The organism is Parabacteroides sp. ZJ-118 (genome assembly GCF_011038785.1).
Taxonomy (GTDB): domain Bacteria; phylum Bacteroidota; class Bacteroidia; order Bacteroidales; family Tannerellaceae; genus Parabacteroides.
In genome coordinates this window covers 1-16,748 of record NZ_JAAKDT010000025.1, presented here as the reverse complement: position 1 = coordinate 16,748, position 16,748 = coordinate 1, and the positions used below count along the sequence as shown (strand labels likewise).

The following is a 16,748-nucleotide window of genomic DNA, read 5'->3' as shown; positions in this document are numbered from 1 at the left end:
CCATGTATAAACAGTATTGCAAACGTCTTTTGGATGTTGTCATCGTTTTCATCGTCCTTCTGATGATCTGGCCTTTCCTTTTGATCATCACTGTGTGGCTGCACTTCGCTAACAAGGGTGCCGGAGCATTCTTCTTGCAGGAGCGGCCGGGAAAGGGAGGCAAAATATTCAAGGTGATCAAGTTTAAGACGATGACGGATGAGCGCGATGCGGACGGGAATCTGTTGCCCGATGCACAGCGGCTTACTAAGGTCGGTCGCTTTGTTCGCTCCACTTCCATTGACGAGTTGCCGCAGTTGTGGAATGTGTTCAAAGGCGATATGTCGCTGATCGGTCCGCGTCCGTTGTTGGTGCAGTATCTGCCGCTTTACTCGCCTGAACAGGCACGCCGCCATGAGGTCCGCCCGGGCATCACCGGCTGGGCGCAATGCCACGGGCGCAACGCCATATCGTGGGAGAAGAAGTTTGAATTGGATGTGTGGTATGTCGACCATCTCTCTTTTAGTACCGACTGCAAGGTGATCCTCACCACCATAAAGAAAGTGCTGGGACGCACGGACATCAGTTCCGCAACCTCCGCCACTATGGAACCGTTCAATGGCAATAACTGACAGCGCCCCATTGTGCAAATCAAAAAACAGGTTCTATATAACTTATATTTAGGCAGATAGATTAAATCCTTGCAAATTGAAAATCTGACTTTCAATTTGCAAGGATAAAGTATAACCATCATATTTACAAGCAAATGGGAGTAATTAATCTGTCCTTTTGTACATCTACAGACATCTTTATGAAAGGGAAGAATTATGAAAGCTGAAGTTAAAGACATAGCAATATACGGAGCAGGAGGATTTGGTCGAGAGACGGCTTGCCTCCTGCGCATGATGGACACGGGAATGTCGCCCCGGTGGAATTTCATCGGATTCTTCGATGACGGTATTACATTCGGAACTGAAAACGAATACGGGAAAGTACTCGGAAATATCGATACCCTCAACTCTTGGAATAAACCATTGGCGATTGTATTCGCTATCGGTTCGCCAAAAACAGTTGAGTCTCTTTATTCAAAGGTAGCCAACGCCAACATTGACTTTCCCAACATAATCGGTCCCGGAACAATATTCGTAGACAAAGACAATGTAAAGATTGGCAAAGGCAACATAATTGGTGGAAGATGCTCAATATCATGCAATGTTGAAATCGGAAATTTCAACACCTTCAACGGAAATGTAATCATTGGTCACGACGCAATAATCGGTAATTACAACTCCATAATGCCCTCGTGCAACATCTCCGGAGGAGTCATGATCGGCAACCGTAACTTTATCGGTGTAAACTCCGTGATATTGCAATACAAAACTATTGCTGATGATTGCGTCATCGGAGCGTCGTCCGTGGTAATGCGAAACATCAAGCAGCCAGGAACTTACGTTGGAAACCCCGCAAATAAATTGGAATTTTAGTTCATATAGTTATTAACTTAAAAAAGCAAGTAATGGAAATTAAAGAATTTATTGAAAAGTTCGCCGAAATCTTCGACGATACAGACGCTTCAATGCTCACTCCCACAACCAAGTTCCGCGAACTTGATGAATGGTCGTCGCTCACAGCCCTTGGCGTAATCGCCCTCGCCGATGAAGAATTCGACGTGGAACTCAGCGGCACTGAAATGCGCCAAGCAAAAACCATCGAGGACCTCTTCAATCTCATCACATCGAAATAAACTTTATGGCATACCTTGATATAAAGAACATTGCTATCAAAGGAATTTCTGCTTGCGTCCCTTCTGCATCTGATCGCATATCGGATATATACAAATGGGGCGGGGTGGATAACTTCATGGAGTCGACAGGCATAAAAGCTCGCCGACGTTCTTCCGACGATGTGACAACAGCTGATTTATGCTGCTGTGCGGCCGAAAAGTTGATTGCCGACCTTGGATGGAACAAGAATGAGATAGAAACATTGGTGTTTGTTACCCAAACACCGGACTATAAAATTCCTGCGACATCTTGCATTTTACAACATCGTCTTGGTTTGTCCAAGGAATGTCATGCCATTGACATTTCGCTCGGTTGTTCAGGATGGGTCTATGGAATCAGTGCCCTTGCAGCATTGCTTCAAAATGGGACAATTAAGAAAGGGTTACTCCTTGTAGGTGACACACCTACAAAAGGTTGCTCTCCGGAGGATAAAAGCACTTGGCCTCTGTTCGGTGATGCCGGAGCCGCTACTGCATTGGAATATTCTGTAGAAAGCAACGGTATGCAGTTCGTCTTCAATACCGATGGTAGTGGCTACGAAACAATCATTGTAAGAGAAGGTGGCTATCGTACACCGGTAACGGAAAGCTCGCTGAAAATGAAAGATTGTGGAGATGACATTTTCCGTAGAGGCATTGATCTTGAGCTTGACGGCATGGATGTTTTCTCATTCGGCATCACCAAAGCTCCGAAATCGGTAAAGCGACTTTGCGAGCATTTTTGCATAGATAAAGATTCCATTGACATCTTCTCGTTCCACCAGGCCAATCTGATGATGAACGAGATGATTCGCAAGAAACTGAGACTGCCGGAGGAGAAAGTCCCTTACTGCATGGATGAGTTCGCCAACACATCTTCCGCATCAATTCCTTTGGCACTTGTGACAAGGGAACGAGAAAAACTTCAAACTGAAAAACTCAAACATGTTGCCTGCGGATTCGGTGTAGGCCTTTCGTGGGGCAGCGTCTACTTTGAGACTGATAAAATTGTCGTACCCGAACTTATAGAAATATGAGCGAAACATTCAACCCCTTCTCTCTTGAAGGGAAAACAATACTTGTGACCGGTGCCTCTTCCGGCATCGGTCGCTCTATTGCTATTGTTGCCTCAAAAATGGGCGCGACAGTAGTTATTACTGCGAGAAATCAAGAGCGTCTTGAGCAAACCCTATCGCAGATGTCAGAAGGCAGTCATAAAATAATATCTGCCGATGTAACAGCCACAGAAGACATTGACAAAATATCTACTGAAACGCCTGCCCTTGACGGGATAGTGCATTGTGCCGGAGTAGGACGCAGATTGCCACTCAAAATGGTACAAGAAAAGGATGTGGAATTTGCAATGGCAACTAACTTTAAGGCTCCCGTTCTGCTACAACGCACTTTGTTGAAAAAGAAAAAAGTGCATCCCGGGGCTTCCATTGTATTCATAGCCTCCCGTGCTCCTTTTGCCCCTACGGTAGGCAATGGTCTGTATGCGGCATCAAAAGGAGCAATAATAGCATATGCCAAAGTGTTAGGTCTTGAATTGTCCAATCAGCTCATCCGAGTAAATTGCATATGTCCGGCCATGGTTTGGACGGATCTTGTGCAACGTGATGCTGAAGTAAACGGAGTTGATTATCATGAATTAGAAAAGTCATATCCGTTGAAACGATATGGACAGCCAAGCGATGTTGCAAACCTTACGGTATATCTCTTGTCGGATGCGAGCTGTTGGATGACGGGTAGTTGTATAGACATAACAGGGGGGGCGAGTTCTCTTTGACAACTTAAAATGAAGGCATACATAAAGAGTATAAGTTATAGTCTGCCGGAAAAGGTTGTCACCAACGAAGAATTGGTAGCTAAGTTTCCCGAATGGACAGTAGAAAAGATTGCTGACAAAGTAGGCGTAAGACAACGCCATGTCGCAGGAGAAGAAGAAACCGCGACTGACCTTGCTGTAAAAGCAGCTGAAAAGTTGTTTGCTGAAAATCCGGGGCTAACGAAGGAGTCGATTGATTTTGTCCTGTTCTGCACGCAAAGTCCGGACTATCTTCTGCCAACGTCTGCTTGTCTGATTCAGCAGCGTCTTGGATTACGTACTGACATCGGAGCGTTTGACTTTAATCTCGGCTGTTCGGGTTACGTTTATGGCCTGTCAGTCGCAAAGGGTTTGATTGCCGGAGGTATCGCCAAGAATGTCCTTTTGCTGACCGGCGAAACCTACAACAAGCATCTTCATCCACGAGACAAAGGCAACCGCACCATATTCGGAGACGCGGCGACCGCAACTGTCGTTTCAACGGAAGGTTTTGCCGAGATTGGAGAGTTTGCGCTCGGCACAGACGGACGTGGCGCCGAAAACCTTATCATCAAATCCGGCGGTGCACGTTGTCCTGAAAAGGTCGTAGACCTCTCGTTTGATGAGAACGGGAATCCGCATTCTTCCGATTATCTCTTTATGAACGGCTCTGAAATCTTCATGTTTACACAGAAGAACGTGCCGGTGGTCGTTGGGCAAACTCTTGCCAAAAATAATCTGACTCTCGAAGACCTCGGACTTGTCATATTCCATCAGGCCAACAGCTATATGCTCAACTTCCTGCGAAAGAAAATCAAAATCCCGCAGGAGAAGTTCTTCATCAATATGGAGAACATCGGCAACACCGTCAGTAACAGCATTCCCATTGCCCTTTATGATGCCAAAAAGCAAGGATTACTGCATGGTCCGGTGCTTGTCTGTGGCTTCGGCGTGGGATACTCTTGGGGTGGATGTATATTGAGATTATACTAAATTCATACGATAGATGTGCGAGACAGAATATTGCTTTGCTTGGCGCATAAGTCGGGCAAGAAAATATCTGACTTAGATATCTCTGAAGTTCACGGCAATTCGGCCAATGGTCTCGCCATCGTAAATCACTGTGGTAGACTTGACATTGGGTATGACTTCAGATGCTCGCTTCATATTTGCGGAGAAGTCGGCTCGGTATGTCATTGAGGATTTAATCTCATACAGTTCATAGTTGACTCCAATCATTCGCTCTTTTATCAAGTCAACTTCAACTCCCCGGTTTTCCCTGTAAAAGAATAAGGCGGTTCTGTTCCGTTCGATGTCGGTCTGTTTCCTGATTTCGGCAGCCACGTGATTTTCAAAAATTTGTCCCCTCAGAGGGTGTGAAGATAATTCCGTGGGATTACGTATTCCAAGCAAACTGCATAGCAGCCCGGTGTCGTAGAAATATACTTTAGGAGTTTTGGTCAGGCGTTTTCCCACATTACTATAATACGGTTGAAGAAGAAAGATCAAATAAGAGGTAGCCAATAGGCTCAGCCATTCGTTGATAGTGACCGAAGCTACACCAATCTCTCTTGCTATTGCAGAGGCATTAAATTCTGTCCCGGCTCTTAAGGCCAACATTCTAACAAATTTATCAAAGGTCAGCAGATTGCCTATTTTCAGCAGGTTGCGAAGATCTCGCTCAACGTATGAATCATAGTAATTAAGGTAGAAGTCGTAAGCCGGCATCTCTTTTGCTATTACCCCCGGATAACTGCCGTTGAAAAGAAGCGTATTGGTGTCGGAAGCACGGCAGTATTCTTTCACCTCACGGTTAATGAAAGGGGGCAATGTAAAAACCGCTGTTCTTCCGGCAAGTGATTGTGTGACTGTTTTAAGCAACGAAAAGTTGGAGCTTCCGGTCAGTATGTATCTCAGGCTGCGGTCTTCGTCCACACGGCACTGAATGTCAGATAAAAGTTCCGGGACGTGTTGTACTTCATCAATAATTGCTTTGTTTCCGAGTGAGTTGAGAAAAGATTCTATATCGTTTGCGGCTGCCTGTCTTGTAGCAATCCTTTCTAATGATACATACTCATAATCCGGGAACAAACGGCGGCACATAGTGCTTTTACCGGATTGTCGGGGTCCGGTAATGGTTATAGTGGGATAATAGTTAACACACTCTTCTATTTGGGGCATTATATGCCGGGAAACAAAATCATTCATTACTCAAATTTAAGTTGTCGTCTTAATGTTGTGCAAAGTTGCATCTTAAATTTGACACGCACAAGAAAACCAATAAAAATATGACGAGAAAAGAGAGAATCTTGCTTTGCCCGGCGCACTCAGAACTCCGATAGAAATTCCCGTATCGGATAGTGGCGGATACCTTGGTAGCTGTTACCGGTATAGGGATCTGAGGTGACGACGAGTTTGGGGTAGTTGTCTTGTATCCTTAATAAATTACCGAATTCACGTTGGGCGGTCGTCTCGTTGTCGATACGCAGGGCCACTTGGATATAGATTTTCTCATGATCCTTTTCCCCGATGAAGTCGATTTCGTTGTTGCCTAAATAACCGATCCGGACAGTGTAGTCGCGGTAGAGGAGATGGTTGTAGACGAGATTTTCCAATATCTTGGCTTTATCCGTGAGACGGTAACCGATGACAATGTTGCGTATTCCCATATTCTCGAAATAATATTTTTCTCCAATCTCGAAGATCCGTTTCCCTACCAGGTCGTATCTTTCTACCCGGTGAATGAGGAAAGCATTACTCAGATATTGAGTGTAGTTTTGTATCTGGTTGACAGAGATCGTAGTGTGTTGGGACTTTAAATAATCGCTGATGTTTTTGGCGGAAAATAGACTCCCGATGTTTTCAGACAGGAAACGAATGAGACGTTCCAAGAAGTCACTGTTCCGCAAATTATAACGAGAGACTACATCACGGAATACAATGGTGGAATATACGCTTTTCAGGTATTCATTGACAACCTCGTCTGTCAGAGGCAGATTGATCAAATAGGGCAAACCTCCGTAATGACTGTATAAATCAAGACTTTGCTCGGTATTGGCTAACTGATGAAATTCCAGAAACTCCGGATAGGAGAGGCTGTAGATTTTGAATTCTATATATCGTCCGCTCAGATAAGTGGCCAGTTCACCGGAAAGCATTTTGGCATTACTGCCTGTCAGGTAGATGTCATTCCAAGGTGATAGCAGCAAAGAGCGAATCACTTTTTCGAAATCTTGTATTTCTTGTATCTCGTCAATGAAAATGTAGTTGAATTGGTTTTCTTGAAGCCGTGACGTGATATAGGCGTGCATATCTTCCGCTGTCTGAATCTGACTAAAGGCAAAATCTTCAAAGTTGATATATATGATATTGGCATTCGGCTCTTCTTCAAGAACCTGTTTCATCAGCTGGAAAAGCAGAAAACTTTTGCCGACACGTCTTTGGCCGGTTAGCACTTTGGCTATGTTCTTTTTCATGAAAGGCTTTATTTTCTCTGAATAGCCTTTCCGATTGATGAGTGTTTGAGGTAAATTCATTTGCTGAAAGTTTTTTTAAGTATACATGAAACTTTCGGTAAATGTACGAAAAGTTTTAATCATACTTAAAACTTTCCCGAAAAAGTTGAAAAGTTTTAATCATACATGAAACTCTAATAATCTATCATAACAATGAACAAACGTATTTACTTGTGTTTGGCTCACATGAGTGAGACAGGCATGGAACAGAAGTATATCCGGGAGGCATTCGATACCAACTGGGTGGTGCCCCTTGGCCCCAATGTCAACGGGTTCGAAAAGGAGCTCGAAGAGTTTGTTAGTGAAGAGGGAACCGTGAATAAAAAGGTTGTGGCTTTGTCTGCCGGTACGGCGGCGGTGCATCTGGCGTTGATAGCGTGCGGTGTTTACGCCGGGTCATAATCCCAGTTGTATTACTTGGGTAATCAATGACATGGTTTTCAGTGGCGATTCGCTTATTCCGGGTATAAAACAGTTGCCAATCTTTCCAGCGGCAACCGCAAGCAGGCTAAGGAGTCGGAAGAGTTGATAAGACAATTGGCCATTGGTCGTACTATCTTTCCCGGTCACAACACATCCCAATAGGCCATTAATTTCATATTGGACTAAGACTCAACGATGAAATTATATAAACGTTTCTTTAAGAGGGGAATTGATGTAGCGCTGTCGGGATGTGTGCTGTTAGTGCTGGCGGCACCTCTTGCTGTTGTCGCTCTATGGTTGCACTTCGCCAACCGCGGTGCTGGGGCGTTCTTCTTCCAAGAGCGGCCGGGCAAGGGTGGCAAAATTTTCCGCATGGTCAAGTTCAAGACGATGACTGACGAACGCGATGCGAATGGGAATCTGCTCCCGGATGCGCAGCGACTTACTAATGTTGGCCGATTCGTCCGCTCAACATCCATAGATGAGTTGCCACAATTGTGGAACGTTTTCAAAGGTGATATGTCTTTGATTGGTCCGCGACCGTTGCTCCCCCGATATATGCTATTTTACACAGAAGAAGAACTACATCGGCACGATGTAAGGCCTGGAATAACCGGATGGGCGCAGTGTCATGGACGAAATAATGTGACTTGGGATGATAAATTGGCAATGGATGTCTGGTATGTAAATAACGTTTCCTTTAAGACTGATTTAGATATACTGTTTACAACTATTCGAGTGGTTATTAAACGTGAATCTGTTGAGGTCGCCGGAGTGGAAGCGCTGGATGTATATCGGCAACGAACAGGGTTTAACCCCAACAATAAATAGGATAGTCAAATAAGCCATAATAAAGATGAAAAAAGCAATTGTCCTTGGTGCGACCGGTCAGCTTGGCTGTTACAGTGCATTGGCCTTAAAGCAAGATGGCTTTGATGTAATAGCTGTTGGCCGTCGGCATTCGGATGGGGGATTTTTTGCCACTCAAGGAATTAAGTTCATCGGCGGATTCGACATATCTAAAGTCGAGTCTTTCGGTTTACTTCCGAAAGAGCACTTCGATGTCGTCGTCAATATGGCAGGGACAATGCCGGCTCATGCTGATATGAACATGATGCCCTATGTGCAGAGTATTGTAGTGGGAACGGTCAACTTATGCAACTGGATGAAGGATAATGGTTCAAAAAGAATCGTATTCAATACAACACCGAGTGATGTGGTAGATTATTGGGGCTCGACCGAACCTATTGATGATGATGCCATCCGGTCGTTCCCCAAAAATGGCAATGACCACGCAGTCTATGCAATCTGCAAACGAGCGGCAACAGATATTCTCGAACATTTACGAATTGCAGAAGGCTTCGAACCTTGCGTTTTCCGTCACTTTATGGTATATGGTTGGCATCCTGATGCATACTACTATCTCAACGGAGAGAAAAAAATGTTGCCTTGGCGGTATATGATTCGCAGATGCATCAACGGTAAAGGTGTTGATGTTTATGGCGACCCGACTCGACTTAAGGAACTTCTTTACATCAAGGATTTTGCAGCTGCTGTGGTTCGCGCAGCGAACACCCATATTTGTGGCATTTTCAATCTTTCGGGTTATAAGCCGTATTCTTTGGATGAGATGGTTGACGGTATCATGCATGCTTTCGCCTCAAAAGATGCCCAAAAGAAATATTGCCCGAATATGCCTGACACCCCTCAGATATTGCTTTCAGGGAAAAAAAGTGCGGAAATTCTTGGCTGGCAACCAAAATGGACATGGGAAGCAGCTTGTGAGGACATGAAGCATGAGCTTCAGGCGAATCCCATAGAATTAATGTGGGGGGCCATTGAAGCAGAAGATACAATCCACTAATTTGGTTATCATGACTCTAAGTCAATTGGAGAATATCTCCAAGGAATTCGGCACGCCATTCTATTTAATGGATGGTGAACAATATCTCAAGAATATCAACTCTTTCAAGACGGCATTCAAATCAAAATGCGATCTTGTCATTGGCTATTCTTTTAAGACGAACTATGTCCCGGCACTATGTAAGATAGCCAAAGATGCAGGTTGTTATGCAGAGGTCGTTTCCGAGATGGAATATGCCTTAGCCAAGCGCATCGGCTTTGAGCGTATAATCTTTAATGGCCCGATAAAAAACGAATCCGTTCTTATCGAAGCTCTCAAAGACAAAGCCGTGATCAATCTCGACTCACTATACGAAGTTGATACGGTGCTTCGCTTTAGAGAAGAGCATACCGACGTTCCTGTTTCAGTCGGTTTACGCCTCAATATAGGACTGACCAACGATTCGGGGGTTTCCAAAATACAGTGTGACCTTAGAGTGGGGCGGTTTGGTTTTCCGAAAGAACTAATCGGGAACGTTATCTCGCGCCTGAGAACAGCCGGTATTAAGATAATATCACTTCATGGCCATACATCATCATCGGATCGCGCCGTTGCCAACTACAAGATAATAGTCAGGCAGATGCTTGAAATCTGCGAAACATATAGCCTTGATGATTTGCGATATTTCGATGTGGGCGGCGGCTTTTTCGGTGTGGCAGCCGAAGGCATCGATACCAGCGGGAAACCAACTTATGAGGATTATGCGGAGTGCATTGTGGGGGAATGTAGCTCAAACGATTGGTTCGGGAGGGTAGCACCTTCCGTGGTAATCGAGCCGGGTGTGTCCGTAACGGCCAATGTATTCAGCTACGTTTCGAAAATCTTTCAGGTCAAGGAAATATGTGGTCAGAAATTCCTGACCACGGATGGGACTGTTTTTGATGTGAAGCCGACAATGCACAGCAATAATCTTCCGCATGTTTTTTATACACATAAAGCGAGTGCTCAGACATACTTGGCCAATCTTGTGGGGTCAACCTGCATGGAGAAGGATGTGATACTAAAGGATATCGCTGTTCCCGCCTCGATTGCCCATGGTGATTATGTCAGAATCGATGGTGTCGGAGCCTATACTATAGTCTTGTCGCCAACATTTATCAATTATCTTTCGCCCATAATAGAGTTGAAAGGCGGAAAAGCCTTCTTAATCAGAAGAAGACAGAACCTTGAAGATGTTATGTCTCTATACAATCTATAAATAATGAATATCCTGTTCACTTGTGCCGGGCGTCGTACTTACTTGCTGAAATATTTTAAAGAGCAATTAGGCGACGACGGTCTGATTATCGGTGCTGATATGCAATTATCTGCGCCCGCGCTTTCGGCGGCTGATATTAAAGAGCAGGTTCCGACTGTATATGCCGACAATTACATCGACTGTGTGCTTGACATCTGCCGCAGACATGATATTCGGACGGTTATCAGCTTGAATGACTTGGAATTGCCGATTTTGTCTGCTAATCGCGGTCGGTTTGAAAAGGAGCGCGTAACGCTTCTTGTCTCACGGCAAGAGGTGATTGATATATGCTTCGACAAATACCGTACCGCCGAATATGTCGCATCTATCGGTCTGAATACACCGCTCACGTTTGTCAACCTCGATAAAGCCAAAGAAGCTATAACCGATGGCAAACTTGCGTTTCCGCTTGTTCTGAAGCCGCGTTGGGGCTCCGGGTCAATAGGCATCGAGTTTGTCAATGACATTGAAGAACTTGAAGAAGTCTACGCCATGCTGCTTAAGAAGGTCAAGAAATCAATTCTGGCTACAGCTTCGCAAGGTGATGAATATATCCTGATTCAAGAGAAAATCGAGGGCCAGGAATATGGCTTGGATGTAATGAATGACCTAAGAGGCAACAACCGTGGCGTTTCCGTGAAAAAGAAACTTGCCATGCGTGCCGGTGAGACCGACAAGGCGCAGACCGTAGATAATCCGGCAATCCGCAACGTAGGACATAGATTGGGAGAGCAACTCCGTCATATCGGCAACCTTGATGTTGATGTGTCCGAAAAAGATGGAATATACTATGTCCTCGAACTCAACCCTCGCTTCGGAGGCGGCTTCCCGTTCAGCTACGAAGCAGGTGTCAACTTTCCTAAAGCCATAATCGAATGGCTTAAGGGTAATGAAATTAACAATTCAATACTAATCCCTACATATGGCAAAACATTTGCCAAGTGCGATTATTTGGTAAGCACCGACAACTAATTGCATGAGCGAAAAATATTGCTTTGCTTGGCGCACATAAGTGGCAAGCAGAGCAATATTCAAATTTGTTTCCAAAGATCATGCTTTGATCGTTATTTCATCGCTTTCTCATATTTAGAAGCTGCTTAAATTTATGAGCACTTTTTTCTTGCATCATCTTTTCGGCCATTTTTGTCCTTCTCACCGGTCACGTAGTTACGGCTACGCTCCCTCTTCGAATGCCAAAACTGACTCGAAAATCTGCTATAATAAAAAACGCTCACAAATTTAGACAGCTTCTTAACCCCGACCTCTAACAGACAACTACAAACAACTGTGCCACAAGGCTGTAATTCGGAGATAAAGCCATGATGTCCGAGGCAAACTATGGAGTGGAAATATTTGCGCTGAACGCAAGATGGGAAGAGTTCCCCGACGAGGTAAGGGAGCACGCCCTAATGTGCAGCCTCGATCTCCTCGGCGCTCTGATTCTGGGCAGTTACGGCCGGCAGTTCGCGATAGGTGAGCGTTTGGCTCAGTCGGTCGGCTTGAACGGTAATGTTCCGATAATAGGCAGCAGCAATACTTATAATCTTTTGGGAGCAGCCATCGCAATGGGGCACAGCTGCAACTCATTTGACATTGACGACGGCCACAGGCAGATACAAGGTCATCCCGGGACCTCGTTCATTGCCGGAGTCATGGCGGCAGCCGTCTCCCAAAATGTCAGGTATGCAGATTATCTGTCAACCCTTGTGGTATGTTATGAACTGACAATCCGCTGGGCTTTGGCCATGCAAGAGGAGTATGGTTATCTGCATAGCACGGGTGCATACGGCGCTTTCGGGACAGCGCTTGGCGTAGGCCGTCTGCTCGGGTTTGACAAGCGACAGTTGAACAATGCCTTATCCATCGCAGATTTCCATGCGCCGATGACACCGGTCATGCGTTCGGTCGAACATCCGTCAATGAACAAGGACGGTGTTCCGTTCGGCGCATTGGTGGGTACCATGGCCGTTTTGGAAACGATAAACGGCAGCACCGGCAAAATACATATTCTGGAGAAGCCCGAATATGCGAGACACTTGGACAATCTTGGAAAGGTCTGGCATATCCTTGAACTGTATTACAAGCCTTACGCTTGTTGTAGGTGGGCACACCAACCGATCAAAGCGGTAATCGACTTGATGAAAGAGTATTCTTTCCGCTATACGGATGTCGACAAGGTGATGGTCTATACATTCCGCTCGGCCACAAGGCTGAGCAAGATCGAGCCGTCAAACACGGATGAAGCACAATATAACATTGCCTGGCCTGTTGCAAGTGCCTTGGTCTACGGAGATGTCGGTTACCAACAGGTGCGGGATGAAGCTCTGAAGGACGAACGGGTCTTGGATATGATGAAACGACTGTCTTTCGTCGTTGACCCTGTGCTTGAGTCACAATTCCCCGAGAAACGGTTGGCGTATGTCGAGATTTGCCTGAAAAGCGGCAGCTGTTGTAAATCAAGAATATACGAAGCACCCGGCGAGCCGGAAGACCCCGACCTGAATCTCGGATGGATTGAAGACAAATTCAGGCGTATTACCAAGCCGATGTTAAAGGCGGAGAGTCGGGAAGAGATCATTCGTCTTGTAACCGATTCCGGATCTGAAATAGGAATGAAAGATTGGGTAATCAAAATCAATGCAGCGTTAAAGAAATAATTCCCAATAATAAAACATACTTGAGAATGAGAAACTTGACCTATTTAAAGAATTGTCCTATTGCTGTTTTGGGAGCCGGCGCCGTGGGCATGACACTGGCGGCCGACTGCAAATTGGGACAACCTGACCGTGAAGTAAGGCTGTATTCCCGCAGTAAAAAGTCGATAGCCTATATGGAACGGACGGGTATACAGATGGATGGTATTCAAAGGAATCTCTACGGGTTTGAACGTAGCGGATGCGCCCGACTTGATATGTATACCACCGATATGGCAGCGGCTGTGAAGGGTGCGAAGTTTATCTTGTTGTCTATTCCGGCTTTGGGTCACGAAGAATATCTCAGGAGACTTGTCCCACTCCTTGAAGACGGCATGGTGATACACACCTATCCTGACAATTATGCCAGCTTTCTGCTTCGGAGATTCATGCGCGAATCAGGATGTGACAAAGACGTGATAACAGGGGGCTGGGGAAGCGCTCCGTATGGTACGCGCGTAGAAAAGATCCAGGGATTCCGGACGAACCACGTTGGCATTAAGTACCGTGCAATAACGCTGCGCGGTGCCAGTCTGCCGATGAGCGACATGGATGATTTCATCGAAAGTGGGAAATATTTGCCCTGCATGGACTCGGTCTATACGGGCAACGGTCCTGAACGTGGGGACACAATGATTGATATAGGCTTCTCAAATATCAATCCCTTGATTCATGTGCCGGCATCCATCCTTGGCGTTTCCAGCATGGAAAACTGGTCGCTCGTGTATGGCAATGAGCCCGAATCATATTCGATGTATTCCCACGGGTTGTGCCCCAGCATTTGTCGCGTTCAGTATCAATTCTATCAGGAGCAGGTCGCCATTGCCAAAAAGATAGGCATTGATTATCCCAAGTGGGATTATGAGATGTTCTTCAGCCGCAGGAGCATCCTTACCCAAGAGTATATGGGGTTGGACGAAAACGGCAAGGACAATGTGGTCTTCCCTCTTGACCGCCCTTGTGACGAAGGCAACACCGGCCCAAACGACATCTATCACCGCTATATTACGGAAGATATACCCGTCGGTTGCAAGATTTATCATGATCTTGGAGTGAAATTCGGAGTTCCAACCCCGATTATTGATGCAATGATTACAATCGGCGGTGCCTTTCACGAGAAGAGTTTCTTTAAGGAGACAAAGTATAATTTGGCCTACCTCGGCATAGGCCATCTGACCAAGGAGCAGCTTCTGGATTATCTTTACACGGGGCGGTATGTTGATGACGTTAAAAGCACAAACAAATGACTGGCAAAAAGAGACTACTGATTTTAGGAAGCGATTACGGGACATTGGACACCGTAATTGAAGCCCATCGTATGGGGCTATATGTCATTGTAACAGATAATATGCCGACGTCTCCGACTAAAGAAGCCGCGGATGAAGCATGGAATATCAGCACCGCCGATATAGACGCGCTTGTCGGGAAATGTATTGCAAAGGGAATAGCAGGTGTGACGTATGGAGCCAGCGACTTTAATGCCACCAATGCCCGCAAACTGTGCAAGCGTCTTGGTTTGCCGCACTGTTGCGACAATGACGCGGCATGGGAGTGTGCTTGCAATAAGTCGGTGTTCAAGTCCACTTGTAAGAGCGTCGGGGCGCCGGTAGCCACCGACTATTTCCTGTCGGACAGCCTCAACAGGGAAGAGTTGGATAAAATCCGATATCCGGTTGTCGTAAAACCGGTGGATAAAAGTGGTAACGAAGGTGTAAGTTTCTGTGACAACGAGGCCGAGCTGATTAAAGCGTATAAAGCGGCGAGGGCTATATCCGACAATCCGGTCATTATAGTTGAGCGACAGCTTCATGGTCCGGTATTCTCGGCCAATTATGTGCTTTGCAATGGAGAAGCTCGATTGCTATGTTTCGGCGCTCTGCATAACCAGTCCGGATACCCACACAATATATACTCAATGATTGACACGACTTCATATCACCTCAAACAGTATCTTGAAACCGTAAATCAAAAGGTCATAGATGTGTTTAAGGCCGCCGGTCTGACCAACGGCATAGCATGGGCCGAAGCTATGCTTGACCAGGATGGCCGTTTTTATCTGATCGAAATGGCTCATCGCTATGGCGGCGGAATGATCTATGCGCCTTACAAGGAGATCAACGGTTTCAATTCAATTAGGTATATGATTGAGATTGCAATGGGGGTAAGCCATACGTCGGACGATATGCCGGAAGCCCTTGACGGGGCTCGTACACAAATAGCCGCCTCATATTTTCTGTTTACGACAAAGGCGACAACCATTGACTCAATAGTCGGATTAGAGAATATAGTCAGGCAGCCCAATATTACGATTGATGTCCCTAAAAAAACGCATTGCAAGACCCGTTACCGTTCGACAATGGGAGTTATGCGGATAGTGGCAAAAGATGCCGATGAGTTGTGCCGGACTATTGAGTTCATAAATTCCCACTTTAAGGTAACAGACTCCGACGGCAACAACATCATTGTATATTTTGATGATTTTGAAACTCTGAAAACAGAATATGTATCAGGCCTTTACGAATTTGGCACCGTTGCAGACTCCCCGAGATTATGCTAAGCCATTCGTAAAGTGCAATTAATTGGTAAATATTGATAAATAAATAATTATGCGAGACAGAATATTGCTCTGCCTTGCGCACATGAGCGGCAAGGAACAGGATTTTATTAAGGAGGCGTTTGACACTAATTGGGTTGTGCCCCTTGGCCCGAATGTCAACGGTTTTGAGAAAGACCTTGAAGACTTCGTCAATGAAAGGTTAACAGTGAACAATGAAGTTGGTGCATCCGACAATTCTTCATTGTTAAATGCTCATTGTTCACTGAGTAAGCAGGTTGTGGCGCTGTCGGCAGGTACGGCGGCGGTGCATCTGGCGCTGATTGCGTGTGGTGTTGGGCCGGGCGACGAGGTGATTGTGCAGTCGTTTACGTTCTGTGCGTCGAGCCACCCAATAACCTACCTTGGGGCTACGCCTGTGTTCGTGGATTCGGAACGGGATTCGTGGAATATGGATCCGGAGTTGCTGGAAGAGGCGATTCAAGATCGTATCGGGAAGACGGGAAAAACACCCAAGGCGATTATCCCCGTAGCGCTATATGGTATGCCGTATCAGATAGGGCGCATCATGGAGATTGCCGACCGCTATGAGATACCGGTTATCGAGGATGCGGCGGAGGGCTTTGGCTCTCGTTATGATGGACGTATGTTGGGTACGTTTGGGAGATACGGGGTGCTGTCGTTCAATGGGAATAAGATGATTACGACCAGTGGCGGCGGCGCGTTGATCTGTCCGGACGAGGCGGCTAAGCAAGAGATCCTGTTTTACGCTACGCAGGCTCGGGAGGCTTATCCGTATTACCAGCATGAGCGGATCGGGTACAATTACCGGATGTCGAATATTTGCGCGGGTATCGGGCGGGGTCAGATGACGG

Annotated in this window: 16 protein-coding genes and 1 pseudogene; 15 read left to right on the top strand and 2 right to left on the bottom strand. The window is 45.9% G+C overall.

Features of this window, described 5'->3' with window-relative positions:
- The first annotated feature begins 2 nt into the window (after positions 1 to 2).
- From G7Y39_RS08170 to G7Y39_RS08145, 6 genes are all read left to right on the top strand, one after another.
- On the top strand, positions 3 to 611 hold the full coding sequence (locus tag G7Y39_RS08170; protein WP_165156810.1) for a sugar transferase: 609 nt from the start codon (positions 3 to 5) through the stop codon (positions 609 to 611).
- Positions 612 to 806: 195 nt separating this feature from the next.
- Positions 807 to 1,463: an acetyltransferase gene (locus G7Y39_RS08165; RefSeq protein ID WP_165156808.1), complete on the top strand. Its 657-nt coding sequence runs from the start codon at positions 807 to 809 to the stop codon at positions 1,461 to 1,463.
- Between the two features lie 32 nt (positions 1,464 to 1,495).
- Positions 1,496 to 1,723 carry an acyl carrier protein gene (locus G7Y39_RS08160; protein ID WP_165156806.1) on the top strand — a complete coding sequence of 76 codons (228 nt, stop codon included), beginning with the start codon at positions 1,496 to 1,498 and terminating at the stop codon, positions 1,721 to 1,723.
- Between the two features lie 5 nt (positions 1,724 to 1,728).
- Positions 1,729 to 2,778 carry a 3-oxoacyl-ACP synthase III family protein gene (locus G7Y39_RS08155; protein ID WP_165156804.1) on the top strand — a complete coding sequence of 350 codons (1,050 nt, stop codon included), beginning with the start codon at positions 1,729 to 1,731 and terminating at the stop codon, positions 2,776 to 2,778.
- A complete protein-coding gene (locus tag G7Y39_RS08150) occupies positions 2,775 to 3,530 on the top strand; it encodes an SDR family NAD(P)-dependent oxidoreductase (RefSeq protein WP_165156802.1) in 756 nt (251 codons plus the stop codon). Before G7Y39_RS08155 ends, G7Y39_RS08150 begins: the two co-directional genes overlap by 4 nt.
- Before the next feature lie 9 nt (positions 3,531 to 3,539).
- On the top strand, positions 3,540 to 4,541 hold the full coding sequence (locus tag G7Y39_RS08145; RefSeq protein ID WP_165156800.1) for a ketoacyl-ACP synthase III: 1,002 nt from the start codon (positions 3,540 to 3,542) through the stop codon (positions 4,539 to 4,541).
- A gap of 72 nt (positions 4,542 to 4,613) precedes the next feature.
- On the opposite strand, the gene G7Y39_RS08140 is transcribed toward G7Y39_RS08145, so the two are convergent.
- The gene (locus G7Y39_RS08140; protein ID WP_165156798.1) at positions 4,614 to 5,756 is read right to left on the bottom strand and encodes an ATP-binding protein; all 1,143 of its coding nucleotides are present in this window, start codon (positions 5,754 to 5,756) and stop codon (positions 4,614 to 4,616) included.
- A gap of 119 nt (positions 5,757 to 5,875) precedes the next feature.
- Positions 5,876 to 7,084: an ATP-binding protein gene (locus G7Y39_RS08135; protein ID WP_165156796.1), complete on the bottom strand. Its 1,209-nt coding sequence runs from the start codon at positions 7,082 to 7,084 to the stop codon at positions 5,876 to 5,878.
- Between the two features lie 132 nt (positions 7,085 to 7,216).
- Here G7Y39_RS08135 and G7Y39_RS08130 point away from each other — a divergent pair.
- The 9 genes and pseudogenes from G7Y39_RS08130 to G7Y39_RS08090 all read left to right on the top strand — a co-directional run.
- Positions 7,217 to 7,459: pseudogene (locus tag G7Y39_RS08130) on the top strand (DegT/DnrJ/EryC1/StrS family aminotransferase); the annotation flags it as partial.
- Between the two features lie 222 nt (positions 7,460 to 7,681).
- Positions 7,682 to 8,317, top strand: a complete 636-nt coding sequence (locus G7Y39_RS08125) for a sugar transferase (RefSeq protein ID WP_165156794.1) — start codon at positions 7,682 to 7,684, stop codon at positions 8,315 to 8,317.
- Between the two features lie 25 nt (positions 8,318 to 8,342).
- Positions 8,343 to 9,350 (top strand): NAD(P)-dependent oxidoreductase, encoded by a 1,008-nt coding sequence (locus G7Y39_RS08120; RefSeq protein ID WP_165156792.1) that lies wholly within the window; start codon positions 8,343 to 8,345, stop codon positions 9,348 to 9,350.
- 10 nt (positions 9,351 to 9,360) lie between these two features.
- The gene (locus tag G7Y39_RS08115; RefSeq protein WP_165156790.1) at positions 9,361 to 10,587 is read left to right on the top strand and encodes a hypothetical protein; all 1,227 of its coding nucleotides are present in this window, start codon (positions 9,361 to 9,363) and stop codon (positions 10,585 to 10,587) included.
- Between the two features lie 3 nt (positions 10,588 to 10,590).
- Positions 10,591 to 11,598 (top strand): ATP-grasp domain-containing protein, encoded by a 1,008-nt coding sequence (locus G7Y39_RS08110; RefSeq protein ID WP_165156788.1) that lies wholly within the window; start codon positions 10,591 to 10,593, stop codon positions 11,596 to 11,598.
- Between the two features lie 347 nt (positions 11,599 to 11,945).
- On the top strand, positions 11,946 to 13,283 hold the full coding sequence (locus tag G7Y39_RS08105; protein WP_165156786.1) for an MmgE/PrpD family protein: 1,338 nt from the start codon (positions 11,946 to 11,948) through the stop codon (positions 13,281 to 13,283).
- Between the two features lie 26 nt (positions 13,284 to 13,309).
- Positions 13,310 to 14,566, top strand: a complete 1,257-nt coding sequence (locus G7Y39_RS08100; protein ID WP_165156784.1) for an NAD/NADP-dependent octopine/nopaline dehydrogenase family protein — start codon at positions 13,310 to 13,312, stop codon at positions 14,564 to 14,566.
- On the top strand, positions 14,563 to 15,876 hold the full coding sequence (locus G7Y39_RS08095) for an acetyl-CoA carboxylase biotin carboxylase subunit family protein (protein WP_165156782.1): 1,314 nt from the start codon (positions 14,563 to 14,565) through the stop codon (positions 15,874 to 15,876). Before G7Y39_RS08100 ends, G7Y39_RS08095 begins: the two co-directional genes overlap by 4 nt.
- Before the next feature lie 49 nt (positions 15,877 to 15,925).
- Positions 15,926 to 16,748 (top strand): DegT/DnrJ/EryC1/StrS aminotransferase family protein (locus G7Y39_RS08090; protein WP_165156780.1); only part of this gene is annotated, 823 nt, incomplete at its 3' end.